25 protein-coding genes and 1 tRNA gene are annotated in these 25,480 nt (G+C 33.7%); 10 read left to right on the top strand and 16 right to left on the bottom strand.

Features of this window, described 5'->3' with window-relative positions:
• Positions 1-74: 74 nt before the first annotated feature.
• The 6 genes from murB to recF form a co-directional block, all read right to left on the bottom strand.
• Entirely contained in the window at positions 75-1,139 is a 1,065-nt protein-coding gene (gene murB / locus BUB89_RS00130; RefSeq protein ID WP_255312580.1) for a UDP-N-acetylmuramate dehydrogenase, read from the bottom strand.
• A gap of 350 nt (positions 1,140-1,489) precedes the next feature.
• Positions 1,490-1,966 carry a hypothetical protein gene (locus BUB89_RS00125; protein WP_073240647.1) on the bottom strand — a complete coding sequence of 159 codons (477 nt, stop codon included), beginning with the start codon at positions 1,964-1,966 and terminating at the stop codon, positions 1,490-1,492.
• On the bottom strand, positions 1,963-3,045 hold the full coding sequence (locus BUB89_RS00120) for a glycosyltransferase (protein WP_073240645.1): 1,083 nt from the start codon (positions 3,043-3,045) through the stop codon (positions 1,963-1,965). The genes BUB89_RS00125 and BUB89_RS00120 overlap by 4 nt, the downstream gene beginning before the upstream one ends.
• A gap of 77 nt (positions 3,046-3,122) precedes the next feature.
• Entirely contained in the window at positions 3,123-3,800 is a 678-nt protein-coding gene (locus BUB89_RS00115) for a DUF2461 domain-containing protein (RefSeq protein ID WP_073240643.1), read from the bottom strand.
• 18 nt (positions 3,801-3,818) lie between these two features.
• Positions 3,819-4,208, bottom strand: a complete 390-nt coding sequence (locus BUB89_RS00110; protein ID WP_073240641.1) for a rhodanese-like domain-containing protein — start codon at positions 4,206-4,208, stop codon at positions 3,819-3,821.
• A 320-nt stretch (positions 4,209-4,528) separates the two neighbouring features.
• Positions 4,529-5,608 (bottom strand): DNA replication/repair protein RecF, encoded by a 1,080-nt coding sequence (gene recF, locus BUB89_RS00105; RefSeq protein WP_073240639.1) that lies wholly within the window; start codon positions 5,606-5,608, stop codon positions 4,529-4,531.
• Between the two features lie 243 nt (positions 5,609-5,851).
• Between recF and BUB89_RS00100 the strand changes: the two genes are divergently transcribed.
• From BUB89_RS00100 to BUB89_RS00075, 6 genes are all read left to right on the top strand, one after another.
• Complete coding sequence (locus BUB89_RS00100; protein WP_073240637.1) at positions 5,852-6,628, top strand: tetratricopeptide repeat protein; 777 nt, start codon at positions 5,852-5,854, stop codon at positions 6,626-6,628.
• A 99-nt stretch (positions 6,629-6,727) separates the two neighbouring features.
• Positions 6,728-7,303, top strand: a complete 576-nt coding sequence (gene ribH, locus BUB89_RS00095) for a 6,7-dimethyl-8-ribityllumazine synthase (RefSeq protein ID WP_073240635.1) — start codon at positions 6,728-6,730, stop codon at positions 7,301-7,303.
• A 165-nt stretch (positions 7,304-7,468) separates the two neighbouring features.
• Entirely contained in the window at positions 7,469-9,337 is a 1,869-nt protein-coding gene (mutL, locus tag BUB89_RS00090) for a DNA mismatch repair endonuclease MutL (protein ID WP_073240632.1), read from the top strand.
• Positions 9,334-10,086: a rhomboid family intramembrane serine protease gene (locus BUB89_RS00085; protein WP_073240630.1), complete on the top strand. Its 753-nt coding sequence runs from the start codon at positions 9,334-9,336 to the stop codon at positions 10,084-10,086. The genes mutL and BUB89_RS00085 overlap by 4 nt, the downstream gene beginning before the upstream one ends.
• A 33-nt stretch (positions 10,087-10,119) precedes the next feature.
• Positions 10,120-10,995 (top strand): rhomboid family intramembrane serine protease, encoded by an 876-nt coding sequence (locus BUB89_RS00080; protein ID WP_073240627.1) that lies wholly within the window; start codon positions 10,120-10,122, stop codon positions 10,993-10,995.
• Between the two features lie 52 nt (positions 10,996-11,047).
• Complete coding sequence (locus BUB89_RS00075) at positions 11,048-12,094, top strand: endonuclease/exonuclease/phosphatase family protein (RefSeq protein ID WP_073240625.1); 1,047 nt, start codon at positions 11,048-11,050, stop codon at positions 12,092-12,094.
• Positions 12,095-12,155: 61 nt separating this feature from the next.
• Here BUB89_RS00075 and BUB89_RS00070 read toward each other — a convergent pair whose 3' ends face one another.
• The 6 genes from BUB89_RS00070 to BUB89_RS00045 all read right to left on the bottom strand — a co-directional run bounded on the left by BUB89_RS00070 (position 12,156) and on the right by BUB89_RS00045 (position 17,501).
• The gene (locus tag BUB89_RS00070; protein WP_073240623.1) at positions 12,156-12,782 is read right to left on the bottom strand and encodes a WbqC family protein; all 627 of its coding nucleotides are present in this window, start codon (positions 12,780-12,782) and stop codon (positions 12,156-12,158) included.
• An 83-nt stretch (positions 12,783-12,865) separates the two neighbouring features.
• Positions 12,866-14,446, bottom strand: a complete 1,581-nt coding sequence (gene lepB, locus BUB89_RS00065; protein WP_073240620.1) for a signal peptidase I — start codon at positions 14,444-14,446, stop codon at positions 12,866-12,868.
• Between the two features lie 63 nt (positions 14,447-14,509).
• A complete protein-coding gene (dapB, locus tag BUB89_RS00060) occupies positions 14,510-15,214 on the bottom strand; it encodes a 4-hydroxy-tetrahydrodipicolinate reductase (protein ID WP_073240618.1) in 705 nt (234 codons plus the stop codon).
• A gap of 55 nt (positions 15,215-15,269) precedes the next feature.
• Positions 15,270-15,830, bottom strand: coding sequence for a DUF5683 domain-containing protein (locus BUB89_RS00055; RefSeq protein WP_073240616.1), 561 nt, complete (start codon positions 15,828-15,830; stop codon positions 15,270-15,272).
• A complete protein-coding gene (locus BUB89_RS00050) occupies positions 15,830-16,729 on the bottom strand; it encodes a ParB/RepB/Spo0J family partition protein (protein WP_073240614.1) in 900 nt (299 codons plus the stop codon). The genes BUB89_RS00055 and BUB89_RS00050 overlap by 1 nt, the downstream gene beginning before the upstream one ends.
• A 4-nt stretch (positions 16,730-16,733) precedes the next feature.
• Positions 16,734-17,501: a ParA family protein gene (locus BUB89_RS00045; protein ID WP_073240612.1), complete on the bottom strand. Its 768-nt coding sequence runs from the start codon at positions 17,499-17,501 to the stop codon at positions 16,734-16,736.
• Positions 17,502-17,701: 200 nt separating this feature from the next.
• Here BUB89_RS00045 and BUB89_RS00040 point away from each other — a divergent pair.
• The 3 genes from BUB89_RS00040 (at position 17,702) to BUB89_RS00030 (ending at position 19,869) form a co-directional block, all read left to right on the top strand.
• A tRNA-Pro gene (locus tag BUB89_RS00040) sits at positions 17,702-17,776 on the top strand.
• Positions 17,777-18,082: 306 nt separating this feature from the next.
• Positions 18,083-19,330, top strand: coding sequence for a site-specific integrase (locus BUB89_RS00035; protein ID WP_073241792.1), 1,248 nt, complete (start codon positions 18,083-18,085; stop codon positions 19,328-19,330).
• A gap of 260 nt (positions 19,331-19,590) precedes the next feature.
• Positions 19,591-19,869 carry a helix-turn-helix domain-containing protein gene (locus tag BUB89_RS00030; protein WP_073240610.1) on the top strand — a complete coding sequence of 93 codons (279 nt, stop codon included), beginning with the start codon at positions 19,591-19,593 and terminating at the stop codon, positions 19,867-19,869.
• Between the two features lie 366 nt (positions 19,870-20,235).
• On the opposite strand, the gene BUB89_RS00025 is transcribed toward BUB89_RS00030, so the two are convergent.
• From BUB89_RS00025 to BUB89_RS00010, 4 genes are read right to left on the bottom strand one after another with little or no spacing between them, the layout of a single operon-like run.
• Entirely contained in the window at positions 20,236-21,288 is a 1,053-nt protein-coding gene (locus BUB89_RS00025; RefSeq protein ID WP_073240608.1) for a sugar phosphate isomerase/epimerase family protein, read from the bottom strand.
• 38 nt (positions 21,289-21,326) lie between these two features.
• The gene (locus BUB89_RS00020; RefSeq protein ID WP_073240606.1) at positions 21,327-22,472 is read right to left on the bottom strand and encodes a Gfo/Idh/MocA family protein; all 1,146 of its coding nucleotides are present in this window, start codon (positions 22,470-22,472) and stop codon (positions 21,327-21,329) included.
• A gap of 12 nt (positions 22,473-22,484) precedes the next feature.
• Entirely contained in the window at positions 22,485-23,240 is a 756-nt protein-coding gene (locus BUB89_RS00015) for a ThuA domain-containing protein (protein ID WP_083552385.1), read from the bottom strand.
• An 11-nt stretch (positions 23,241-23,251) separates the two neighbouring features.
• Positions 23,252-23,893 carry a hypothetical protein gene (locus tag BUB89_RS00010; protein WP_073240604.1) on the bottom strand — a complete coding sequence of 214 codons (642 nt, stop codon included), beginning with the start codon at positions 23,891-23,893 and terminating at the stop codon, positions 23,252-23,254.
• A gap of 634 nt (positions 23,894-24,527) precedes the next feature.
• On the opposite strand from BUB89_RS00010, the gene BUB89_RS00005 reads away from it, so the two are divergent.
• Positions 24,528-25,480 (top strand): ligand-binding sensor domain-containing protein (locus tag BUB89_RS00005; protein ID WP_317048469.1); only part of this gene is annotated, 953 nt, incomplete at its 3' end.

Genomic DNA, 25,480 nt, shown 5'->3' with positions numbered 1-25,480 from the left:
GTAAGAATACAATTAGGAATTGTAAATGATAAAATATGAATTTTAAAAGAAAATTTTCAAGTGGATTTTTCGACTTAAATCACGTTTACTTCGGCTTCAATTTTAATGCCAAAAGTCTCAAAAACAGTATTTTGAATATCCTTAGAAACAGCCAGAATTTCCTGTCCTGTTGCATTGCCGTAGTTGACTAAAACCAAAGCCTGATTTTTATGAATTCCGGCATCACCAAAACGCTTCCCTTTAAACCCGGCTTGTTCAATAAGCCAACCCGCAGGAACTTTCACTTCAGTAGCCGAAACTTCATAGAATTTCATCTCCGGAAATTTTTTATGAATGGCTTCAAAATCACTTTTTAAAACTATAGGATTTTTAAAAAAACTACCGCTGTTTCCCAGTTCTTTAGGATCCGGTAATTTACTTTGTCGGATAGCAATTACGGCATTGCTTACGTCTTTCAACCCAGGATTTAGTCCCGAGCCTTCGGGATTTTTCTTCTCTAATTCGGCTAAAATATCTCCGTAAGAAGTATTGATTTTATGATTACGTTTAGTTAGTTTAAAAACCACCGAAGTGATAATATATTGGTCTTTTGCTTCGTGTTTAAAGATACTTTCGCGGTATCCAAAACGACATTCGGCATTCGTAAAGGTTCTCATTTTCTGCGTTTCGATATGTATGGCATCACAGGAAACAAAAGTATCTTTGATTTCGGCGCCATAAGCACCAATGTTCTGAACAGGAGTTGTACCCACATTTCCGGGAATTAGCGACATATTTTCCAGTCCGCCAAAATTTTGCTCAATGTTCCAAAGTACAAATTCGTGCCAGTTTTCGCCTGCCTGACTTTCAATCCACACAAAATCATCGTCTTCCTTAATGATTTTTTTTCCTTTTAAATCAATATGAATCACCAATGCATCAATATCCTTTGTCAGTAACATATTGCTGCCGCCGCCCAAAATGAACTTTTTTTCAGAAGAATTTTGCTCTAAAACCGTTTTCAATTCGGCTACGCTGTGAACAGCAACAAATTGTCTGGCTTTGGCTTCAATGCCAAAAGTATTGTAGTTTTTTAAAGAAAAATGATGTTGAATTTCCATAAAAGAAAGCGCTTTTTTAGTCGTGAATTGAAGGTTCAAAAGTAAGGATTATAATTTTTGATTTTACCGCAAAGACATAAAGTTTGCGCAAAGTTCGCTAAGCTTTGTGTTCTTTGCGTAAATCCTGGCGAACTTTGCGGTTAATAAATTCACCACGATCCCGATAGTTGTTATCGGATACTAATTATTTTTTTAATCTATGAGTTTAAGAATTGCCGCAGATTTTCATTTTCATAAATGAAAATGAACTTATCTGAACTTCTTTTCCACATTAGAAGATACAAAAACTTATATGTCTTATATGGTTAAAATAGTTAGCCATGTATTAACCCAGATCAAACGGATTTCTTTTGTAAATCGTTGTATTTATAGGTTGAATCTACAATTTATTAATCACAGTTATATTTTTTTTCTTTAATAATTTGATATTTATTACCTTTTTTTTGAATAGCCCAAAATGAATAATCTACTGTAGAATAATTTTCTTTTCCTTTGAAGTGACTTAGATCTATTGAATATTTTGATTTTGAGATAATATTATTCATATACTCGCTGTTCACAATAAATAGAATGTTATCATCTATTGTTGTTGCATATATATTATTGATTCCTTTTGTATCTATAAAGTTTTCAATAGCATATTTGCTAATTAAAATTTTATCATTATCTATAATATCAAGATACCACTCAAGTCCTTTTGTTTGACAAAGGACATCTTTTTTGATGATTTTGAGAAGTAATTTTTTTAAATTTGAGTCTTTTATAAAAACTATTTCAGATGTGTACTTATTTTCAAAATTAATATTTTGAGAATAAGAAATAATACTGATAACTGAAAAAAAAATTAATGTGAATAATTGTTTCATTTATGATTTATTGTTTTTTTAAGTGTTTTGTCAATTAATATGTGGTATTTATCCGCAATGATTTTCATATTAGTTTTGTAATTCACATGATTTTCAATGAATTTGCGGTTGTTTGTAATGGTTTGGTTTCGAATCGCTTTCTTCTCAAAAGCCCAAAGGATTTCATTAGCAAGCATTTCAATATCATCTACCGTAATTAATTGTCCGTTTTCACGATGGCGAATCCAACTTTGATTTCCCGCAATATCAGAAACTATAGGATAGCAACCGCAAGCCATAGCTTCAAATAAAGAAGCCGAAACGCCTTCGGTTACAGGCATGCTGATGTAAAAATTGGATTGTTGTAATAATTTAGGGAGTTCGGTATTCGGGATTCTCCCTGTGAAAACCACTTTGTTTTCGATTTGCAATGATTTAGATAATGCTTTTAAATATGAAAGTTGTTTGCCATCGCCAATAATTGTCAGGCTAAAATCAATTCCTTTTTGGTATAAAATGCCAAAAGCTTTCAAAATAATAGCATGGCGGTATTCCGGTAAAAGCGAACGAGTGATAATGGCAGCAATTTTATCAGAATCAGAAGTATTTTTGTTTTCGAATAAATCTACATCAATTCCTTTAGGCAAAACCATTACTTTTTGCATGTCCACATTGCAATTTCTCATGTGTTCAGCCATGATATTTCCCCAGGCATGAATGAGCGTGGCTTTTTTAAAGGCGTAATTCTGAATGATTTTTTTAAGCGGAATGGTGATGGAATCTTCCGGCCATAAATCGGTTTTGCCTTGTTGGGCAATGGCAGAAGGTTGCATACCTGAAAGTGCTGCCAGAAAACCGTAACTTGTGGTTCTTTCGGCAATAATCATATCTGGTTTTTGCTGACGAATTATTTTGCGTATTGTAATAGGAGCGAAGACTAATTCCAGTGTTCGCAGGATTCTGTTCAGGAACGAATTATTAGGCGTTTTTAATTCCCAACTGATAATTTCAAAATCACCAAATTCCTTTAAGCCGTTTGTCCACGTGATGGCATCGGCGCGATAGGATTCTCCAAGAAAAAGTATTTTTCTTTTTTTCATTAAAGAAGTTTTTTGCCACGAATTCACGAATTATTTAGATTAATTTGTGAATTCGTGGCAGAAATTTTAGTATTATTTTAAAACTCCTCTGTTTCGAGTGCACGGTTCAGGAATTCGTTCAATGGTTTTAAAAGGATTAACTTCTGACTCATTTTCGAAACAAAATCTTTTTTAGTCACTTCGGAGATATCGAATTTCTGAAGCGTTTCGAAGCTTTTTAACTTGAGAAAATCAATCGCAGGATGCTCTTTTTCGTAACCTCTTGGCGGATTTTTTAACAGGCTTTTTTCGCTTCGGTTAAAATCACCAAACTCTTTTTTGAAATTAGGTTCGTTCAAAATAGCTTCCAGATCGTCGTAGAAAAAAGCAATTTCTTTGCGTATTTTTTTTAGTTGGTCCGGATCAGGTGAATAAAATCCCCCAGCAATAAAACTGCCTCCTTTTTCAATATGAACATAATATCCGGAACGATTCTGATCTTTTGCACCCGATGAAAGCCAGACACCCAAATGCGATTTATAAGGCGATTTGTCTTTAGAAAACCGAATGTCGCGATTGATTCTGAAAGTACAGTTTTTTATTTCCAGCATTTCTAGTGACGGATCCATGGGTTTCATGGCATCCAGAAAATCAGAGACCAACTGATGATAGTCTTTTTTGAAAATCTCGTATCTTTTTTTGTTATCCTGAAACCATTCGCGGTTATTATTGGCTCTTAAATCGTCCAGAAATTGTAGTGATTCTTTTGTAAGCATGAATGTAACTTTTTATTTTTATTGCGCTGTTTTTGTTTCAGCTTTCCATTGAAGGTAGCCGCCATCCAGGTTGTAAATTTCTTTGAATCCTAATTCGGATAGTTTTTCAGATGCTTTCTGGCTTCTTTTTCCGCTTCGGCAATACACATAGACGGGTTTGTTTTTATTCAGTTTTTCAGCATTCAGGATGAATTGATCTCCTTGCCAGTCTATGTTTGCAGCATTCTTAATATGTCCTTCGGCAAATTCTTCCGGAGTACGAACATCAATGATTTGCGGTTTTTTGGCTGTCTTTATTTCTTTTGCGAAAGCAGTAACTTCAACCGTTTTAATGTTTTGCGAAGTCTGTGCATGGCAGGAAAACAAGCTGAATAAAAGGATTATTGCGAATAAGGATTTGAATTTCATCGAATTTGAATTTTAATTGTATCAAAAATAGTCAAAACGACAGACTTTGATAGATTTATATTAAAATTTAACCACAGATTACGCAGACTTAAACGGATTAATCCAGTAAAGAGGAATGAAATAAAGCCATTTTTAACATATAAGTCATATAAGTTTTTGTTTTTACATATAACTTAAATTTTAATCATAAGGTCATATAAGAGAAGTAATAGGTGCATAAAAAGCTATTTTTTCTTATATGATCTGCATTTATAAAACCACACAGCTCATTGAGTAAAGTATTAGATAAAAAAACTTATATGACTTATATGTTTAAAAAATTACAAATTGAATATTTTATACGATTGCAATGTCGATTTCACGATAGCTTCTGTGCGTTCCGGATGTGTATCTGAAATAAAAAGCTGACCAAAAGTATCTGAATTCACCATTTCTACAATTTTAGCTACCCGGGTTTCGTCTAGTTTGTCAAAAATATCATCAAATAATAAGATGGGTTTTACACCACTTTGTTTTTTCAGAAATTCGAACTGAGCCAGTTTTAGCGCAATCAAAAACGACTTTTGTTGTCCCTGAGAACCAAATTTTTTGATAGGATGATTGTCAATTTCAAAAGCCAGATCGTCTTTGTGGATTCCCACGCTGGTGTATTGTAAGGCTCGGTCTTTATTGATATTTTGCTGTAAAAGCGTCAATAAATCATTTTCAAATAAATGACTTTCATATACTAATTGTACGGATTCCTGCGAATCGGTGATAGCATGATGGTGCTTGTTGAATATTGGAATAAATTCGGCAATGAATTCTTTTCTTTTTTCGAAAATATAATTGCCAAAATCGTTTAATTGCTCATTATATATAGAAAGGGTATCATTGTCAAAAACATGATTTAGTGCAAAATATTTTAACAACGCATTCCGCTGGCTCATTACTTTTTGATACTGAATGAGTTGTTGTAAATAATGAGAATCCAGTTGAGATATAATGCTGTCAATGAATTTTCGGCGGGTTTCGCTGCCTTCGATAATTAAATCCCTGTCAGCGGGCGAAATAATAACGAGCGGAATAAACCCAATATGATCGGAGAATTTATCATAGACTTTGCCGTTGCGTTTTAGGATTTTTTTCTGCCCTTTTTTCAGACTGCACAGCAATTGCTCACTTCTTTCATTTTTGATAAATTCGGCGTCAATGACAAAAAACTCTTCGCCGTGTTTGATGTTTTGAACTGCCAGCGGATTAAAATAGCTTTTTCCGTAGGACAAATGGTAAATAGCGTCTAAAATATTGGTTTTACCAATGCCGTTTTTCCCAACAAAGCAGATTATTTTACCATCAAACTCGAAGCTGGCTTCCGAAAAGTTTTTATAATTGAATAAAGCTATTTTTTTTAAATACATTTTTGAGGGATGCTGCTATTGAGAGATTGGTCTTTTTATTAGGCTTTCAAAAGAGGCTGCAAATTATTGAAAAATATCGATATAAACGACTTTTGGTGCTTTTCTATAGTAAAAATTTAATCACATTTTTTGTTCAAAAAAAACTTAAAATAAAAATATTTTCGATTTAAATATAAAAAATGAGTTTTTATGTGTGGGTTTGAATAAAAATTTTATTTTTGCGGTTCACTAAATTAATTTTAAATGGCTACGTACAATAAAAGAGGATATAAAGCACCAAAAGAGAAAGAAGTTAAAGAAGCAGTAGAAGAACAAGTAGTAATTGATGAAAAAAACAGTACAACTGCTGAAGTTTTTTCTAAATTAGACGAGACTGCATCAAAAACGGAAGACTGGGTTGCTAAAAACCAAAAAATAATTATTGGTGTAGTAGCAGCTATTGCTTTGTTTACAGTAGGTTATGTAGCTTATGAGAAATTTGTTGCAGAACCAAAAGAAGAGGAAGCTGCTAGTGAAATGTTTGTAGCACAACAAAATTTTGATCAGGCCAGCAACGGAGTAGCAAGTGATTCCTTATACAAATTAGCATTGAATGGTTCTGAAGGGAAATTTGGATTTATTAAAATTGCCGATGAATATTCAGGGACTTCAGCAGGAAATTTAGCTAATTATTATGCCGGTATCGCTTATTTGAATACTGGAAAATATACAGAAGCTATTGATTATTTGAGCAAATTTAAATCAGAAGATGTTGTTTTGAGTGCTATGGCAAAAGGAGCAATTGGTGATGCCTATTCTGAAAATAATCAGCCAAAAGAAGCTTTGGAAAATTATGTAAAAGCAGCAGAATCTAATAAAAATGATTTCACCACACCACGTTTCCTTTTGAAAGCCGGAAAAACAGCTTTAGCTATTGGTAACAAGGAAGATGCATTGAAATATTTTACAGATATTAAAGAAAATTATGAGAATTCACCGGAAGCCGCTTCAGTAGAAGGGTTGATTGGTTTGTCTCAATAATAGCAATAAATTATAAAAAATTGGTGGTTACGAGTTATAAAAAAGCTTGTAATCACCAATTTTTATTTATAAATTCAAGGTCTAAAAATTAAATTTTATATGGCAACGATTAATAAAAACTTATCAGTTTACGATAAAAGTGCACTTCCAAGTGCTAAAGACTTTCGTTTTGGAGTGGTAGTTTCCGAGTGGAACGAAAATATAACAGAAGGTTTGTATAAAGGAGCAGAAGATGCTTTTTTAGATAATGAAGTTCCTGCTCAAAATATTATCCGATGGAATGTTCCGGGAAGTTTTGAGTTGATTTATGGTGCAAAAAAAATGTTGCAAACTCAAAAAGTAGATGCGGTTATTGCTATTGGATGTGTGATTCAGGGACAAACGAAGCATTTTGATTTTGTTTGCGAAGGCGTAACTCAGGGAATTAAAGACCTGAATGTACAAACAGATATTCCGGTTATTTTTTGTGTACTGACCGATAATACGATGCAGCAATCTATTGACAGAAGTGGGGGAATTCACGGAAATAAAGGGACAGAAGCCGCTATTGCAGCCATAAAAATGGCTTATATCCGCCAGCAGGCTTCGTTGACTCATGGTTATTCCAGTCAAAATTTATTGACTTCGGGTGCTGTTCAGTTGGATGAAGGAACACCTTTGGAATTAAAAGAATAAAAACTAAATAATTCAGAATGAAACCTATACTATTTTGCTAAATAGTATGGGTTTTTTTGTTTTATTTATGACATAGGATACCCTAAAAGCCGATAGAAATTTATTAAATTTGCTGGGCTTGGTTATCTTCTCAATACTAATTACTGAAAACTGAATACTAAAAAAATGTCGAGTATCATCCAATTACTTCCTGATCATGTTGCGAACCAGATTGCCGCTGGAGAAGTCGTTCAAAGACCTGCCTCGGTAGTGAAAGAATTACTTGAAAATGCAGTAGATGCAAATGCAACTGATATCAAGTTGATTATAAAAGATGCCGGAAAATCATTAGTTCAGGTGATTGACAATGGAAAAGGAATGAACGTAACCGATGCGCGATTGTGCTTTGAGCGTCACGCAACTTCTAAAATTCGTCATGCCGAAGATTTATTCACCTTACATACTAAGGGCTTTCGTGGAGAAGCATTGGCTTCTATTGCAGCGATTGCTCATGTGGAAATGAAAACCAGGCAGCCACAGGAAGAGTTAGGAACACAAATAGTTATTGAAGGAAGCAAATTTGTATCGCAGGAAACAGCGGTTTTGCCTCAGGGGACTTCTTTTGCTGTTAAAAACTTGTTTTTTAATATTCCCGCCCGACGCAATTTCTTAAAATCGGATACGGTGGAATACCGCCATATTATTGATGAATTTCAGCGAGTAGCTTTGGCACATTCGAACATACATTTTACATTTTACCATAATGGTAGTGAAATGTTCAACTTGCCTGTTTCAACATTGAGACAGCGTGTGGTGAATGTTTTTTCAGGTAAAACCAATGAGAAATTAGTTCCCGTTCATGAAGAAACCGAAATTGTAACTATTGAAGGATTTGTCAGCAAGCCTGAATTTGCTAAAAAAAACAGAGGGGAACAGTTTTTCTTTGTCAATGACCGATTTATAAAAAGCGGCTATTTGCATCACGCAGTAATGGCGGCTTATGACGGTATTTTAAAAGACGGAGCACAGCCCAGTTATTTCTTGTATTTAACAGTTCCGCCTAATTCTATCGATATCAATATACATCCTACAAAGACTGAAATCAAGTTTGATGATGAAAGCGCTTTGTATGCTATTTTAAGAGCTTCTATCAAGCACAGTCTGGGGCAGTTTAACGTGGCTCCGGTTTTAGATTTCGACAGAGATTCTAATTTGGATACCCCTTATCATTACAAAGATTTGGCGGGAGCAGTGCCCACCATTCAGGTCGATAGTACTTTCAATCCATTTTCGGATGATAAAGTCAATAAACATTATGCTGGTTCGGGATCATCTGGATCATTGTATAAAAAACCAGCCGCAACGGCCAGTTGGGAAAGCTTGTATGTAGGTTTAGAACAAGAACCTGAGTTTCCGGCAAGCGCCGAAATTTCTTTTGAAAGTGAAGAAGTTACCGCTTCGTTATTTAATGATGAAGAAGTAGAACATGCGGTTCAGAATGTCTATCAGATTCATAAAAAATATATTGTTTCGCCTATCAAATCAGGAATGGTTATTGTGGATCAGCAGCGTGCACATCAGCGGGTTTTATATGAGCAATTTTTGACTAATATGACGGTACATCAGGCATCGAGTCAGCAATTACTGTTTCCGTTGAATTTGTATTTTTCGTCAGGCGAAATGGAATTAATCAGCGAATTAAAGCTTTCATTGGTCAATACAGGATTTGTTTTTGAAGAAACGAATGACGATCATGTGGTGATTTCCGGAATTCCGGTAAATGTGACCGAAAGTGAAGTTTCCATCCTGTTAGAACAATTATTAAGCGATTTACAAGACGGAATCCCAGAGAATAGTTTTAGTCAGAATGACAGTATTGCCAAATCGATGGCGAGAAGTCTGGCTGTTAAAACAGGAATCAGTTTAACGGTAAAAGAGCAGGAAAATCTAGTAAATGGTCTTTTTGCCTGTAAAGACCCTAATGTATCGCCTTTTCAAAAACCCACTTTCATCACGATGCGTGTGGAAGACTTAGATAAAAAATTTGCAGTATGATGAATATAACACCAATAGTAAAACAATTATTAATCATTAATATTTTGTTTTTTGTGGGAACACTTGTCGTAGGTGAACCGGCATATCAAATTTTAGCGATGTTTTTTCCTGAAAATCAAGGTTTTCATTTTTGGCAGCCATTAAGCCACATGTTCATGCATGGTAATTTTATGCACATTTTCTTTAATATGTTTGCTTTGTATTCTTTTGGTTCAACGTTGGAACATTTTTGGGGCGAAAAGAAATTCTTGTTTTTTTATATTTCCTGCGGATTAGGAGCTGTTCTGGTACAAACCGGAGTGAGTTATTATTACTTTAATGATGCCGTTAGTATATTAGAATCGAATGGTTTTCAAAGAACGGAAATTTTGCAGTTACTGAATCAGGGAAAAATTAATACGCAATGGCAGTCTCTTTTGACAGCGACTGAATATCAAAATTTTATTAGTTCTTTTGCAACGACTATGGTAGGAGCATCGGGGGCTGTTTATGGATTATTAATTGCCTTTGCTTTTATGTTTCCTAATGCTGAGCTGGGAATTATGTTTATTCCTGTGCCTGTAAAAGCTAAATACTTTGTTCCTGTTTATATGCTTTTGTTTGATGGTTTCTTCGGTATCTTTGGGAATTCCTTAATGGGAATAGACTCGGGGATTGCTCATTTTGCACACATTGGCGGAGCAATAACTGGTTTTCTGATTATGTGGTATTGGAAGAAAAACCAGTTTAATGACCGCCGTTGGAATTAAGATGGCTATTCAACCTGAAAAAAGAATTGAAAAATGAATATTTTAGACGATTTAAAATTACAATATAAACTGGGAGGAGTAGCTAATAAATTAATTTATTGGAACATAGCTTGTTTCTTAATTTCGTATGTGTTGCCCCGATTATTACTACTGGGGAATGTTGAAGCCGATTTTCTTCAATATGTAAGTTTGTCCTCTAATCCGGCAGATTTATTATGGAAACCTTGGTCGCTGCTGAGTTATTCTTTTTTTCATTTTGATTTTTTCCATATTTTATTCAATTTATTGGTCCTTAATTTTGCCAGTCAGTTGTTTTTAACCTTTTTTACCCAAAAGCAATTTTTAGGACTCTATCTTTTGAGTGCTGTTTTTGCAGGAGTAGTTTTTGCAGCCAGTTATTATATCATGAATATTAGCGGAGCCATTGTGGGAGCTTCGGCAGCAATAATGGCAATATTAGTGGCCGTTACGGCTTATCAGCCTTTAATGCAAGTGCGTTTGTTGTTAATAGGAAACGTCAAATTATGGCATCTAACAGCGGTGTTGCTCATACTAGATTTAATGCAAATCCGTTTAGATAATATGGGCGGACATATTTCGCATTTAGCAGGTGCTTTTTTCGGTTTTATGTACATAAAAGCATTGCAAAATGGTACTGATATGAGTCTGATTGTTACTCGTATTATTGATTTTTTTGCTAATGGTTTCAGAATGTCTCCATCAACGCCTTTTAAAAAAGTACATAGAAATTATAATGTGAAGCCAGCAGAAAAAAGAACTGCTTCCAGAATTGTCACAAAAGATAAAGCGCAACAACAAATTGATGAGATTTTAGATAAAATCAGCCAGTCAGGTTACGATAGTTTAACTAAAGAAGAGAAAGATTTTTTATTCAAGTCAGGGAAGTAATTGTTTAAAATGCTTTGTTGTAAAAGGGGTTTTAGACATTAAATAAAATAAAATGAAAAAACTTTCATGGTTCAATACAGGAATGTTTTATTTGAACATTACGCTTATTATCGTCACTTTTATAGCTTATGTGCTTCCATTTTTGGCACCTAAAATTTTTCCATGGTTATCCGTTTTGACACTTTTCATGCCTTTGTTTTTTATTTTAAACAGCCTTTTCTTTTTGTATTGGGCCATTCAGTTCAAAAAAAGGATGATTGTTTCAGGGTTGGTTCTTTTAATAGGTATTACTTTTATTAATAAGTTTTATAAATTTTCGGCTAAAAAATATCCGGAGAGCGATAAGGATTTTGTGGTGATGAGCTATAATGTCCGTTTGTTTAATTTGTTTAAATGGGATGATAAAGCAGATATTCCGGAAACTATTTTAGCATTTGTAAACGATAAAAATCCTGATATTTTATGTATCCAGGAATATTCTAATTCGGCACATATTGATTTAAAGGTATATCCGCACCGGACTATTTTTATGGAGGGAGACCAAATTAAAACCGCGCAAGCTATTTTCTCTAAATTTCCTATTATTGAGCAAGGAAAGATTCTGTTTCCTAATTCTAATAATAGTGTTGTTTATGCTGATGTTAAGAAGGGGAAAGACATTATCCGGGTGTATAATATGCACTTACAATCCATTAAAATTTCGCCGGATGTCAATGAGATTTCAGAAAATATTGATGTGATGAATAAAGAGAAATCGCAGATGATATTTTTTAGAATCAGTAAAGCTTTTAAGCAACAACAAGAACAAGCGGAGATTTTAAAAGAGAGCTTAAAAGAGTGTCCTTATCCTGTAATCATTTGCGGAGACATGAATAACAGTGCGTTTTCATACGTGTATCGCATTATAAAAGGGGATTCAAAAGATGCTTTTGAAGAAGCCGGTGTGGGCTTTGGACAAACCTATCGTTTTAAATATTATCCTGCCCGAATTGATTATATTTTTGCCGATAAACAAATGGAGGTTAAAAAATTTGAAACCTTTCCTGAATTTGATAATTCAGACCATTTCCCGATAATGGCAAAGCTTTCGCTGGAGTAGGTTTTATTGCCACGAATGCACGAATTAGTATTGAATTTTTACAGTAAAAAATTAGTCCTAATTATTTAACTACTAAATTTTGTGTTTTTAGATAATCAACGGTAAATTTCCCTTCGTTAAACAGTAAATCCAAGATACTTAAGTTGTTGATAAAGCCAAATTTATCATCAAAAACCTGAGTGTAAGGTTCAAAAACGGAAGGGTCTTTTTTCCCGTTTACCAAAAAACGATAATCTTTAATTTCATTGGTATCCACTTCATGAAAATATTCTGTAGTGGTTTCAAAATCGAATTTGGTACGCATGCATTTGGAGATAATTTCCAATGCTTCCAAATTCAAATCCATTAAAAAAGTATGTTTTTTTTCGAAAAAAGGAATGAAATCATCTTCAAAAAATTCGAAAAAAGGCGAGCTTCTGTAAGCAGCTTCTAAGGATTTAAAATGTTGTTTTTGCCAGTCAAAATCATTTTCTATCTGAATGTCTTTTGTCTTTTGGTGGCTTGTTTTAGAATGTTTTATGGGGATATTCAAAAGCTGAATTCCGTTAGGACTATAAATATACGTACGGTTTCTATTGGTTTGTTTTTGAAAATTATCTTCCATTTCAAACACGATACTTTCTGCTTGTATCATTGCTGCAAAATGACTGATAGAAGGAAAATAGGAGGGGTGTAATAAGGTTTTCATTTGTTGATTGGCTAACGTTTTAAAGTCATAAAGTCAAAAGTCATAAAATAGCTATTTTATGACTTTTGACTTTTAAACATTGGCTATATGTTTTCTTTTTTTTCTTTTCTTTTTTTCCAAAAATATTCACCCACGAAGAATGCGGCTAATAAAATCAGGAAAATTTTGAAATAAGATTGGGGCTGACCTTCACCGCTAACTGTAGTGAAAACTCTGTCCCAACGCACTTTGTTCAATCCTTTTCCGTTTGTATCCCAGCTCATCCAGATAAAAACAGGTTTCCCTACAATATGATCTTCCGGAACATAACCCCAGTAACGGCTATCTTCAGAATTGTGGCGGTTGTCACCCATCATCCAATAGTAGTTTTGTTTGAAAGTATACGAGTTGATAACTTTTCCATTCAGTCTGATTTCGTTTCCGGTAACTTTTAAATCATTTTGATTGCCATTGTCATCTGTTTCATAAGTAGTGATGATTCTTTTATAAAAAGGAAGACTTTCCGGAGTAATGGCTACTGTTTTTCCTTTTTGAGGAATATAAATTGGACCAAAATTATCTGCATTCCATTTGTTTAGCTGAGGAAATATTCCATTTTCAACACCTCTACCTATTTGTCGTTTTACAACAGTTATTCCGGCAGTATTTTTTAATCTTTCGGCTCCTGCAGCAGTTAATGCTCTAAAATAAAGAGTGTCTCTGGAATCATTCAGACCTACACCATCAGTGACATCCATTTCTCTTAATAGTTGTTCTAAATTTACGGGAGGATTTTTAGTATCAATACCCACAGCATACGAGAACTGAGGTTTAGCACGTTCAGGTAATTCTAATACTTTTCCGTTGATATAAACAATTCCGTCTTTTATAGCTAAACTGTCACCAGGAATACCCAAACAACGTTTTACATAGTTTGATTTTTTATCGATAGGTTTTATAACTCCCGGAGTTCCTACCGGTTCACGGAAATAATGAACGGTATCTACGGGCCAGTTAAAAACAACAATATCTGTACGTTTAATATGGTCTTCTATTCCCGGTAATCTTAAATAGGGTAGTAAAGGCCAATTTAAGTATGATTTTCTTTTGGTCATCGGAATAGTGTCATGAACCATTGGCAAAGCCACAGTAGTCATAGGAACTCGGGCGCCGTAATTTATTTTGCTTACAAACAGAAAATCACCCACTAATAATGATTTTTCTAATGAAGAAGTTGGAATCGTATAAGGTTGTACAAAATAGGTGTGTACTAAAGTAGCAACAATAATAGCAAATAAAAGAGAGCTTACCGTATCGGCAGTTTTGTTTTTGGGATGTAAGCTTCTGTCACTGTTATATTCTAATTTTTGTGTGTAATTCACATAATAGATATACAATCCAAAAGTTATAATGCCTAAAAAGGTATCTAACTGACTGCGTTTTCCAAAACTTCTCAGAGTTTCTACCCAGATAACCGGAAACATAATTAAGTTGATGATGGGAATAAAAAGCAATAAAGTCCACCATGTAGGGCGACCAATGATTTTCATTAATACGATAGCATTATATACCGGTATTGCAGCCTCCCATTTTTTTCTTCCTGCCGCTTCATATAATTTCCAGGTTCCTAAAAAGTGAATCACCTGAATAATAAGAAAAAATACAAACCATTGATATAGTGTCATAATTATGTGTTTTTAAGTTTGAAAAGTTTAAAGCAGTATTTCTACCTTAAATTTTAAACAAGTTTATTGAATGTTAAGTACATCTCTCATACTGAAGATACCTTGTTTCCCGGCTAACCATTCGGCAGCAATAACCGCACCAAGTGCAAATCCTTCACGATTATGAGCTGTGTGTTTAATTTCGATACTGTCAATACCTGAATCATACGTTACAGTATGAGTACCCGGAACTTCACCCGTACGGACAGCTTCAATATGAATGTCTTTTTCGGTTGCATTTTCAAGAGTCCATTTGCTGTATTGACTGTTGTTTTCAATCACGCCTTGTGCTAATGAAATAGCGGTTCCGCTTGGAGCATCCAGTTTATGGATATGATGAATTTCTTCCATGCTAACTTTGTAACCGTCAATATTAGCCATCATTCTGGCCAGGTATTCATTAAGTCCAAAAAATAAATTCACGCCTAAACTAAAGTTGGAACTGGATATAAAACCACCGTTTTTTTCTTTACATAATGCAATCATTTCTTCGTAATGATCCAGCCATCCCGTTGTTCCCGAAACTACAGGAACATTCGTATTGAAACAAGCCGAAATATTATCTACTGCAGCCATAGGAACACTGAAATCAATAGCTACATCTGCATTTGAAAGTCCGTCATAAGTATTGAATTCGTCTTTTTTCAAAACAATTTCATGACCTCTTTCCAGAGCAATTCTTTCAATAACCTGACCCATTTTTCCGTATCCTAAAAGCGCAATTTTCATTTGTGTGTATTTTAAATTAAAATGATTTGGAGTAAACCAATTCTATTGTATTCTGTTAAAAATTATAATTAAGAGTAAGTCCTACATTAGTCTTATAGTTAAAACTATTTTGATAAAGAGTTGGTTTTACTGATAAACGATCATCTACATTAAACTGCATTAAAGCGGCATCCACATTAGCATCAATAATGTTTAAAACATAAAAGCCTACAATAAATAATGAGGATAAGTCACGGTTACGCTGATAAAATTTTTGACCCGCAATTAACCGGTTATCATCCAGATAAGAGAATTCATCGTCTGAATATCCTTCCAGTCTTCGTTTATAGGCATCTCTAAACTGATGGTATTTTTTATTACTGTCTAAATAAAAATAAAGACTGGTTCCTATGGCACCATAAACCAGAGGGATTTTCCAGTATTTTTTATTATAAGCCTGACCTAAACCCGGTAAAACAGCCGAATAAAAGGCAGCTTTTGCAGGTGTTAACGGGTCAATATCTATTGCTTTCAAAGTATCAGCAGCAACTACTTCTGTAGGGACTTTTTTTTGTGCCCATGCAGCAGTGTTGCATAAGAAAATAAGAAATAGTGCTATGGAAATAATTTTATTCACTATCCCTTGATTAATTCTATAATTCGGTTAAAATCTTCTTCAGACTGGAAAGGAATGGTGATTTTTCCTTTTCCGTTACTGGCGACTTTGATATCTACTTTGTTGCCAAAATAAGAATTAAAAGCTCTTTTTTGACTGTCGTCAATATCAAAAGAAGCCGTTTTAGCTTTTACAGCCGCTTTTGGTTTTAAACTTTCCTGATAGCTTTTTACCAAAGCTTCAGTATCACGAACGGAAAGATTCTGACTTACAATTTTTTGATAAATATCCGTTTGAGCGTCTAAATCTTCAATGTTGATAATGGCTCTTCCGTGTCCCATGCTGATAAAACCGTCACGAATTCCTGTCTGGATAATCGGATCCAGTTTTAAAAGGCGTAAGTAATTAGCAATTGTAGAACGTTTTTTACCTACACGTTCACTCATTTGCTCCTGCGTCAATTGGATTTCATCCATTAATCGCTGGTACGAAAGTGCAATCTCAATAGGATCTAAGTCATGACGCTGGATATTTTCTACCAATGCCATCACCAGTGATTCATTATCATTGGCTATTCGAATATAAGCCGGAACAGTGGTAAGACCTACTAATTTCGAAGCACGCAAACGGCGCTCTCCGGAAATTAACTGGTATTTGTTAAAATCTAATTTTCGAACAGTTATAGGCTGAATTACCCCCAGTTCTTTAATAGAAGTGGCTAATTCTTTTAATGATTCTTCGTTAAAATTGCTTCGGGGCTGAAACGGATTTATTTCTATAGCTTCTATTTCGAGCTCAATAATATTTCCAACAACCTTGTCTGCATTTTTGTCCTCAACTGATTTTATGTCATTTTCAGGATCTTTTAATAATGCAGATAAACCTCTTCCTAAGGCTTGTTTTTTTATTGCTTTTGCCATAAAATTAGTTGCTATTTTTCTTTATAACTTCTTGAGCAAGATGTAAATAATTTGTTGCTCCTTTGCTGGTAGCATCATAGTTAATAATGCTTTCGCCAAAACTAGGTGCTTCGCTCAATTTCACATTTCGCTGGATAACGGTTTCAAAAACCATATCATTAAAATGTTTTTGAACTTCTTCAACCACCTGATTGGATAAACGTAACCTGGAATCGTACATGGTTAATAATAAACCTTCGATATCTAAGTCCGGATTATGAATTTTCTGGATACTTTTAATAGTATTCAATAATTTTCCTAATCCTTCTAATGCAAAATATTCACATTGAATAGGAATAATTACAGAATCGGCAGCTGTTAAAGCATTTAATGTTAGTAAGCCCAGCGAAGGAGCACAGTCAATGATGATGTAATCATAATCATCTTTGACACTTTCCAACGCTTTTTTAAGCATATACTCTCTGTTTTCCTTGTCTACTAATTCAATTTCGATAGCCACAAGATCAATATGAGCAGGAATAACATCTACATTAGGAGCGGAACATTTTACTACTGCTTCTTTAGGAGTATTGCTGTGTTCCAGAATCTGGTAAGTACCAATTTCTACACTTTCCACATCAATTCCTAATCCTGAACTGGCATTAGCCTGAGGATCAGCATCAATTAATAAAACTTTCTTTTCTAAAACGCCCAGGGAAGCAGCAAGATTAACTGATGTAGTAGTCTTTCCAACGCCTCCTTTTTGATTAGCAATCGCAATGATTTTGCCCATTTATTTCTATAATTTTGAACGGTAAAAATACAATTTATTATTGTTTCTAAAAATCTATTTTGTTAACATTTGTTAAAGCCTGATTTGAGGTGTTTTGTCAGGTTTTAGACTACCGCTAAAAAAATATTTTTACAATTGAATTTATTTTTGATTTATAGTTTGCATAAGCAAAAAAGAGTTGTATATTTGCAGCCGCGTTACGGGGTGTAGCGTAGCCCGGTTATCGCGCCTGCTTTGGGAGCAGGAGGCCGCAGGTTCGAATCCTGCCACCCCGACAAAAAAGCTTTTTAAAAGCAGTCAAAACCCCTTAAATTGTATGATTTAAGGGGTTTTTCTATTTATTTAACTCCAAAATGTTCAAGTCGTATCAAATAAAATGGGACCTATTCGGCTACCCTTTTTGTTTTCCTAAATTTAGGTCCCTTTTAAAGGGATAACATCTTCTAATTCAGTCAATGTTTTTTTGTTTGGTATTTTTAAATTCCTGGGGTAATCGAATCTATTTATTTACATAATAGTATCTCCAAATATGATTTGAATTTATCAGAAAAGAGATGTTAAATATTAAATTTTTTGGAGATATGAAAACAATAAACAACACATTTGGGGTATTATTTTATCTTAAAGTACAGAAGGTTTCTTCACAGGGAAAAATGCCAATTTGCGCAAGAATAACTGTAAATGGCAAGCGTACAGAAATATCAGTAAAGCGCTCGGTAATGGCATCAGAATGGGACAGCAAAAAAGGAATGCCAAGGGGAAGCAGAAAGGAAATCGCTGAACTTAGTATGTTTCTTAATCAATTCAAAGCAAAAATTATAAGTACCTACCAACAGATGCTGCTCACAGATGTCGTGATAGATGGTCCTGCAATTCGAGAGAAAATGCTGGGTACTGGAAAATTGGCTCCAACAATGCTAGTACTTATAGAACATCATAATCAGCAACAGATGCATAAGTTGGCTCATGGCACGATGAAAAATTACTATACGACCCAAAGGTATATTAAAAAGTTCCTTATGGAGAAGTACTATAGAAGTGATATTGTTCTTTCTGAATTGACCTATAGATTTATATTAGATTTTGAAAGCTATTTATTTAATCATGTCCCGAAAGATCATCAAAAGCCTTTAAATAACAATGGCATAATGAAACATATTGAAAGACTTCGTAAAATGATAAATATGGCTGTACTGTTAGATTGGTTACCTAAAGATCCGTTTTCAAGTTTCAAAAAGCATTTTGACAAAGTGGAGCGACAATGTTTGACCAAACGAGAACTCGAAGGATTAGAAAACAAACATTTTGGCATCGAACGTCTGAGACATGTAAGGGATATGTTCTTGTTTAGTTGTTATACGGGGCTTGCTTATATTGACCTTGCTGAGCTAAGACCGAATAATATTATTACTGGTGCTGATGGAGAGCTTTGGATATCCACAAATAGGATAAAAACTGACATAAGTGTACGTGTACCGATATTGCCACAAGCAATGAAATTAATTGAAAAATATAGGGATGATCCCCGGGCACAAAATAATGGTACAGTCTTTCCTGTAATTTCAAATCAACGTATGAATGGTTACCTTAAAGAAATCGCTGATATATGTGGGATAACAAAGATATTGACTTTTCATATAGCAAGGCATACTTTTGCAACTACAGTTACACTGAGTAATGGAGTTCCAATAGAAAGTGTATCGAAAATGCTCGGTCATACAAATATTCGCACCACTCAAATCTATGCAAAGGTAATAGAACACAAACTTAGTGAGGACATGCGTAATCTTAAGCAGCGTATATCTTCCAGTAGTTTGCAAGACAATTAATGTTACACGTAGAATTTTTGACACATAAAAGGTGGTTATTTACAATCGCCTTTTTCTTGTTATTCGATTTAATCTCAATTATTTTATTCTAGTTAGCTAACCATAACAAAAAGCATTTTGCTAGTAAAAGATAGACAAAGTTAGCCAAGTGTATCCAATTTTATTTTTTAGGACTATAATAGCGTTATTTTGTTTGCCAAATTAATTAACTACCTGACTTATAAGTTTAGATGGTGTAAGCTAATAAAAAAGTGAAAATTATGAACGTGGATCTAATTACTAAAGACGACCTTGAAAAATTTAAAAAAGAATTGTTGGAAGAAATCCGCAAGTATCAACAGTATCCTCGCAAGCAAGGTCAAGAAGCTCGTGTTTGGCTCAAAAGCTATGAGGTTCGTAAACTTTTAAATATTTCAGCAGGGACTCTACAGAACCTTCGGTTAAATGGTACTCTTCCTTATAATAAAATAGGAGGGCTTATGTACTACCGTTATGAGGATATTCAAAAACTGATGGATGGAACTAGTAATATTAACTGAAACCTGTCTACATAGACACTGCCGATATTGAGAAGCTTCATACAATCTACAATTAAAGCCGTGGAACTTATTCTATGATACATTTTTTAAAATTTAAAGATGCTTATTATTAAGTGTTCTTATCCGAACAAATCTCAAATCATTTTATATTAGATTTTAGAGATTTGTTTGGATAAAAAGCATTAAATAGGCAGTATAATTTACTCTTTTTAAACCGCAAAATAGAAAATAATTTTTGTAGTAAAATAAGTGATTTAGTTTAAGAACATTTTTTTAGAAAATGAATTTTCCATCTTGAATAAAAATATTTTTGAGAGATGAACTTTGGCGGCTTATTAGATTTAATAGTGCTATTTCAAATCGTTTCTATATTCCCAAAATCTTTTTTAATTGTTCTTTGTCAATTTCAGTTCCTGCAAAATCATCAAAACTTCTTTCAGTTGCTTCAATAATATGGTTTAGTATGAAAGGAGCGCCTTCACGAGCTCCTTGTGATGATGATTTTATGCAACATTCCCATTCCATTACTGCCCATACATCACATTCGTATTTGGTTAATTTTGAAAAAATACTTTTAAAATCCACTTGACCATCCCCTAAAGATCTAAAACGACCCGCTCTATCTTTCCAATCGGAATAGCCACCGTAAACGCCTTGTTTTCCTGTAGGATTAAATTCGGCATCTTTTACGTGAAAAGCTTTAATGCGGTCGTGATAAAAATCAATAAAACTTAAATAGTCTAATTGTTGTAATACAAAATGACTAGGATCATATAAAATGTTTACTCGTTGATGATTCGCTGTTGCTTCAAGAAAACGTTCGAAAGAGATTCCATCGTGTAAATCTTCTCCAGGATGAATTTCGTAGCATACATTTACATCATGCTCATCAAAATGGTTTAAAATGGGTAGCCATCGCTTTGCTAATTCTTCAAATCCCATTTTCACAAGTCCATTAGGTCGTTGTGGCCATGGATAAACAGTGTGCCATAATAAAGATCCTGAAAAGGTGGCATGAGATTTTAATCCTAATCGTCCGCTGGCAGTTCCAGCATTTTTCACGGTTTGGATTGCCCATTCTGTTCTTGCTTTTGGGTTGTTTTTGACTGCGTCAGGGGCAAAGCTATCAAACATAATATCAAAAGCTGGATTTACAGCGACTAATTGTCCTTGAAGATGTGTGGATAACTCGGTTATTTCTAATCCATAGGAATTAACTTTTCCTTTTAAATCATCACAATAATCCTGACTTTCAGCAGCTATATCAATATCGATTAAGCTATGTTCCCATGTTGGTATCTGTATTCCTTTATATCCTAAATCGGCTGCCCATTTACACATCCCTTCTAAACTGTTGAATGGAGGTTGATTTCCCGCAAATTGAGCTAAAAACACAGCAGGTCCTTTAATTGTTTTCATATAAATTGGTTAATAATTTAAGACATTCTATTTGTATATTAAATCTTAGTCCAAGTAGCATTGTTTTTATCACTTTCTACTGCTGCATAAATAAACTTCATCCCTCTTATTCCATCATTTACTGTTGGATAATCGGGTTTTTCAATTGTTTTATTGCTTAATACTGCCATTAAATGAATAGCGAAATTTTTGTAAATAGTTGCAAAAGCTTCTAAATAGCCTTCTGGGTGACCAGCTGGTATTCTTGAACTATTTAATGCTTCTGGATATAAATCATTCCCATTTGGAGTGAAGATTTTTTTGGGTTCTTTAAGCCAATGTGTAATTAATTGATTGGGATTTTCTTGATGCCACTCTAAACTTCCTTTTTCTCCATATACTTTAATAGATAGATTGTTTTCTTCACCCAAAGCAATTTGAGAAAATGACATTGTTCCTTTGGCACCATTTTCCATCCGAATAAGTAGATTTCCATCATCGTCTAATACTCTTCCCTTACCAAATCGTCCTAAATCGGCTGCTAATTCCTCTATTTTTAAACCTGTAATATATTCGACCAAATTTTCGGCATGCGTACCAATATCGCCTAGAGCACCACCAATACCTGATTTACTAGGATCTACTCTCCAAGAAGCTTGTTTGTGTCCTGTTTTTTCTACTGAGGTGGATAACCAGCCTTGTAAATATTGTACTTGAATTTTTCGGATGTTTCCCAAGACATCATTGGTCACCATAGCTTTAGCTTGTTTAACTAATGGATGTCCGGTATAATTATGGGTTAAAGCAAATAATAGCCCACTTTTGGTTACGATTTTTTCAAGTTCAATAGCCTCTTCCAGGGTTAGGGTCATAGGTTTATCGCAAACCACATGAAAACCGTTTTCTAAAGCTAATTTTGCGGGAGTAAAGTGCATGTGATTGGGTGTCACTATTGCCGCAAAATTCATTCGTTGATCTTCGGGAAGCATTTTCTCTTTTGCGATCATTTCTTCATAATCTTTGTAACATCTATCTTCGGGAAGATAAAAGTCTTTGCCAGAGGCTATCGATTTTTCAGGACTACTACTAAAAGCACCGCAGACTAACTCTATCATACCATCCAATGCAGCAGCTTTTCGGTGCACATCACCGATGAATGAACCAATTCCTCCACCAATCATTCCCATTCTTAATTTTCGTGTCATTTTTTTTAATTTTTATTTACAAGCCCATTTGAAGCCTCTAGTTAATAATTGCCATGCGTCAGGATTATCAAAATCTTTTGGATCATGTCCAATTGATAAATAAAAAACCTTTCCTTTATCATATTGAGTTGTCCAGCAAACAGGCATTACCGTTCCTTTAATCCAATAATTATGAGTGTCTGAAAAAGTGGTTGTTGCCAGTATTTTTACTTTAGGATCAATGTGCATATAATATTGTTCCGTATTTTTAACACTAAAATTAGAAATACCTTTAGTAATTGGGTTTTTGTCCTTAATGATAGTTACATCGTAATCGATTAAACCTCCAGGGTGTGTTACAAATTGGCCGCCAATCATATATTGATAGTCTGTATTGTTTCTGAAGGAATCACCCAATCCACCGTGACAACCCGCTATTCCAATTCCATTTTTAACAGCATCCAACAAAGCCTTACTTTGTTCTTTTGAAATTTGTCCCATCGTCCAATATTGGATTACAAGGTCGGTATTGTCCATAATTTCTTTTTGAGTATAAACTCCCAATGAATCGCTCATAGTAACTTTGGCACCTTCTTTTTCAAGCCATTTATTCACTCTTTCCGCAAATACTTTTGGCTTATGACCTTCCCAACCTCCATATACTAATAAGACTTTTTTATCTTTAAGCGAAGTTAATTTATTTGAATCACTAGATTCTTGTGAAGCAGCAGAAATTACCAGGAACAAACATAGTAAAGAGCCAAAGATACGACTGGTTTTAATTTTCATAATTTATTTTATTAGTTAAGTAACATATTTTGCAGTATTTTTTTAGCCACAACACTTGCTGAAGTATTTGAATTTATAGCTTTCGTTAAATCTAATGATGAAATGATAATTTCTCTTATTCCAACAGGTATTCTAACGACTGTAGAATAGAGTTCTTCTTTACGATCGGCATAAACACCCACAATGGATTCACCGTTTTCTATTCGCATTCCCAATCGATTGTTTTCATAGCCTGCTAATTTTTTATTGACATAGATTTCAGTTCTTAATCTGGTACTTTTAAAATGGAGAAGCACTCGTTTTCCTTTCCAATTTTCCTTTGCCTTAAATTGAGTCGAAAACCAAAAAACACCTATGTAATCACCAGTTATCCCGAAATCATAGCCGTTTTCGCCCCAATAATGCTCTTCAACGGTTGCGGGAATGGTAATTTCATTTCCAGTTTTTTCAAGCATTTCCCATCCTTCAGAAGGCGGATTATTTGGTAATTTTAAAATTTCTGGAGTTAGAAATAATTTGTCATTTGCCCAGGTTGCTTCTTTATCTAAACAAATACGCCATTTTAGAACTGTTAGGTCTGTGACTTTATTGTCCTGAGCAAAGACATTTAAAGAAAATATCCAAACTAATAAGAGCGAAACAATTGATTTCATTATAATCTTGTTTGAAATTACAAACCAAATTTAGAAGTAAATTGTAGAGCTAGATTGTTTAATTGAACATGATAATTGCTTTTTCTCTTATTAAGGTTTTTTTACGTATTAAAGTTGAGAAAAAAGTAAAATAGAAGGGTTCGGGTTAATTATGATGTGATAAGTATTAGGTAAAGCATTGTTTTATTTTAATATCCTTTTGATTTTAGGAATATGTCAAAAAAAACAAATTTGTATTTTCTTTAATTTGTCGTTTTTTTAAGATATAAAATATTAAGCAGAAATTAGATTAGCTTAAAGTGAAAAATCATTTGATTATGTATCAATTTTTTGTTTAGAACACAATATTTTCCTGGTGTAACTAATCACTCTGATTTTTGAATACTTTGTTAAAACTAGATAAATTTATAAATAAGTATGCATTTTTAAATTTAGTCTTATTGTATAAGGTACAGATATACTTAAGATATGTCAAATAATCATTGATTTAGCATCTAAATAGAACAAAAAAACAATAGTTCAAATTAAAAACGCTAAATTTAATTTAACATAAGGTTTAACTTTGCTTAACAGTATTTGAGCAACTGTGCTATGTTTTTTTAGCGAATTTGTAAATTTTGTAAACTATTATATAATGATTAAAAAAAGTATACTGTCTTTTTTGTGGTTCTTATTTGCTCTTCAAATAGGTTTTTCTCAAGAAATGCAATTGCGATTCAATAGAATATCTGTTGATGAAGGTTTGGCACATTCTGATGTTACTTCTATTATTCAAGATAATGGAGGTTTTATTTGGTTTGCAACCTTAAGAGGATTAAATAGATTTGATGGCTACGATATAAAAACATTTTTCAATGAAAATTCTCCATTTGAAAGTGTTTACAAAAATAGAATAGTTAAAATAGTTCCCCAAAATAATCTATTGTGGTTAGTAACACAAGGGGGAATTGAATGTTTTGATATTAAGAAAGAGAAATTTTTAAAACTCAAATGGAAGTTAAACGATAACGCTACACTAAGCAAAGTGAAGATAAATTCTATTTATATTTCTAATGATGATAAAGCATATGTTTTGTCGAATAATTATCTAAAAGTTTTTTCGGTTGATTTTTCTTCAGCCGCTGAAATTGTGCTCACTGAAAACTTTTTAAATAATGTACCCAAAAGCACTATGTTTTTAGACATGAAATCTGATAAAAGTGGTTTAGAATGGATGATTACAAACAAAGGATTGTTTTTTGTTGAAAACTATAGTGGAAAAACAAAATTAAGGAAAATTACGGTTTCAAACGGGGACATCATTTATTCTAATTTTACAGGACTATATACTAATGAAACTAACTATTTACTTTTAGGTACCGAAAATGGATTTCTTAAAGCAAACACTTCTGTGTTTGATACTAAGAAGCAACAAACTGTTTCTACATCTTTTTATAAAATAAATTACCCAGCAATAAGTTCAAGAGACGGACTTGATAATGGTTTTTTTGTAAATACGTTCGAAAAAGGTTTAGATAATAATTATTGGATTGGCAGTACTCTGGGATTAATTAAAGCAACGCTTGTTGGTACGGGCTATAAATATGA

Source organism: Flavobacterium flevense (assembly GCF_900142775.1).
Classification (GTDB): domain Bacteria; phylum Bacteroidota; class Bacteroidia; order Flavobacteriales; family Flavobacteriaceae; genus Flavobacterium; species Flavobacterium flevense.
The sequence above is the reverse complement of the archived record's forward strand: the minus strand, read 5'-3'. Positions and strand labels throughout refer to the sequence as shown.

Excerpts from the sequence above, each read along its gene's own strand:
- BUB89_RS00125 (WP_073240647.1), bottom strand. The coding sequence starts at position 1,966 with ATGAAACAATTATTCACATTAATTTTTTTTTCAGTTATCAGTATTATT.
- BUB89_RS00120 (WP_073240645.1), bottom strand. The coding sequence starts at position 3,045 with ATGAAAAAAAGAAAAATACTTTTTCTTGGAGAATCCTATCGCGCCGAT.
- BUB89_RS00115 (WP_073240643.1), bottom strand. The coding sequence starts at position 3,800 with ATGCTTACAAAAGAATCACTACAATTTCTGGACGATTTAAGAGCCAAT.
- BUB89_RS00110 (WP_073240641.1), bottom strand. The coding sequence starts at position 4,208 with ATGAAATTCAAATCCTTATTCGCAATAATCCTTTTATTCAGCTTGTTT.
- recF (WP_073240639.1), bottom strand. The coding sequence starts at position 5,608 with ATGTATTTAAAAAAAATAGCTTTATTCAATTATAAAAACTTTTCGGAA.
- BUB89_RS00100 (WP_073240637.1), top strand. The coding sequence starts at position 5,852 with ATGGCTACGTACAATAAAAGAGGATATAAAGCACCAAAAGAGAAAGAA.
- ribH (WP_073240635.1), top strand. The coding sequence starts at position 6,728 with ATGGCAACGATTAATAAAAACTTATCAGTTTACGATAAAAGTGCACTT.
- mutL (WP_073240632.1), top strand. The coding sequence starts at position 7,469 with ATGTCGAGTATCATCCAATTACTTCCTGATCATGTTGCGAACCAGATT.
- BUB89_RS00085 (WP_073240630.1), top strand. The coding sequence starts at position 9,334 with ATGATGAATATAACACCAATAGTAAAACAATTATTAATCATTAATATT.
- BUB89_RS00080 (WP_073240627.1), top strand. The coding sequence starts at position 10,120 with ATGAATATTTTAGACGATTTAAAATTACAATATAAACTGGGAGGAGTA.
- BUB89_RS00075 (WP_073240625.1), top strand. The coding sequence starts at position 11,048 with ATGAAAAAACTTTCATGGTTCAATACAGGAATGTTTTATTTGAACATT.
- BUB89_RS00070 (WP_073240623.1), bottom strand. The coding sequence starts at position 12,782 with ATGAAAACCTTATTACACCCCTCCTATTTTCCTTCTATCAGTCATTTT.
- lepB (WP_073240620.1), bottom strand. The coding sequence starts at position 14,446 with ATGACACTATATCAATGGTTTGTATTTTTTCTTATTATTCAGGTGATT.
- dapB (WP_073240618.1), bottom strand. The coding sequence starts at position 15,214 with ATGAAAATTGCGCTTTTAGGATACGGAAAAATGGGTCAGGTTATTGAA.
- BUB89_RS00050 (WP_073240614.1), bottom strand. The coding sequence starts at position 16,729 with ATGGCAAAAGCAATAAAAAAACAAGCCTTAGGAAGAGGTTTATCTGCA.
- BUB89_RS00045 (WP_073240612.1), bottom strand. The coding sequence starts at position 17,501 with ATGGGCAAAATCATTGCGATTGCTAATCAAAAAGGAGGCGTTGGAAAG.
- BUB89_RS00035 (WP_073241792.1), top strand. The coding sequence starts at position 18,083 with ATGAAAACAATAAACAACACATTTGGGGTATTATTTTATCTTAAAGTA.
- BUB89_RS00030 (WP_073240610.1), top strand. The coding sequence starts at position 19,591 with ATGAACGTGGATCTAATTACTAAAGACGACCTTGAAAAATTTAAAAAA.
- BUB89_RS00025 (WP_073240608.1), bottom strand. The coding sequence starts at position 21,288 with ATGAAAACAATTAAAGGACCTGCTGTGTTTTTAGCTCAATTTGCGGGA.
- BUB89_RS00020 (WP_073240606.1), bottom strand. The coding sequence starts at position 22,472 with ATGACACGAAAATTAAGAATGGGAATGATTGGTGGAGGAATTGGTTCA.
- BUB89_RS00015 (WP_083552385.1), bottom strand. The coding sequence starts at position 23,240 with ATGAAAATTAAAACCAGTCGTATCTTTGGCTCTTTACTATGTTTGTTC.
- BUB89_RS00010 (WP_073240604.1), bottom strand. The coding sequence starts at position 23,893 with ATGAAATCAATTGTTTCGCTCTTATTAGTTTGGATATTTTCTTTAAAT.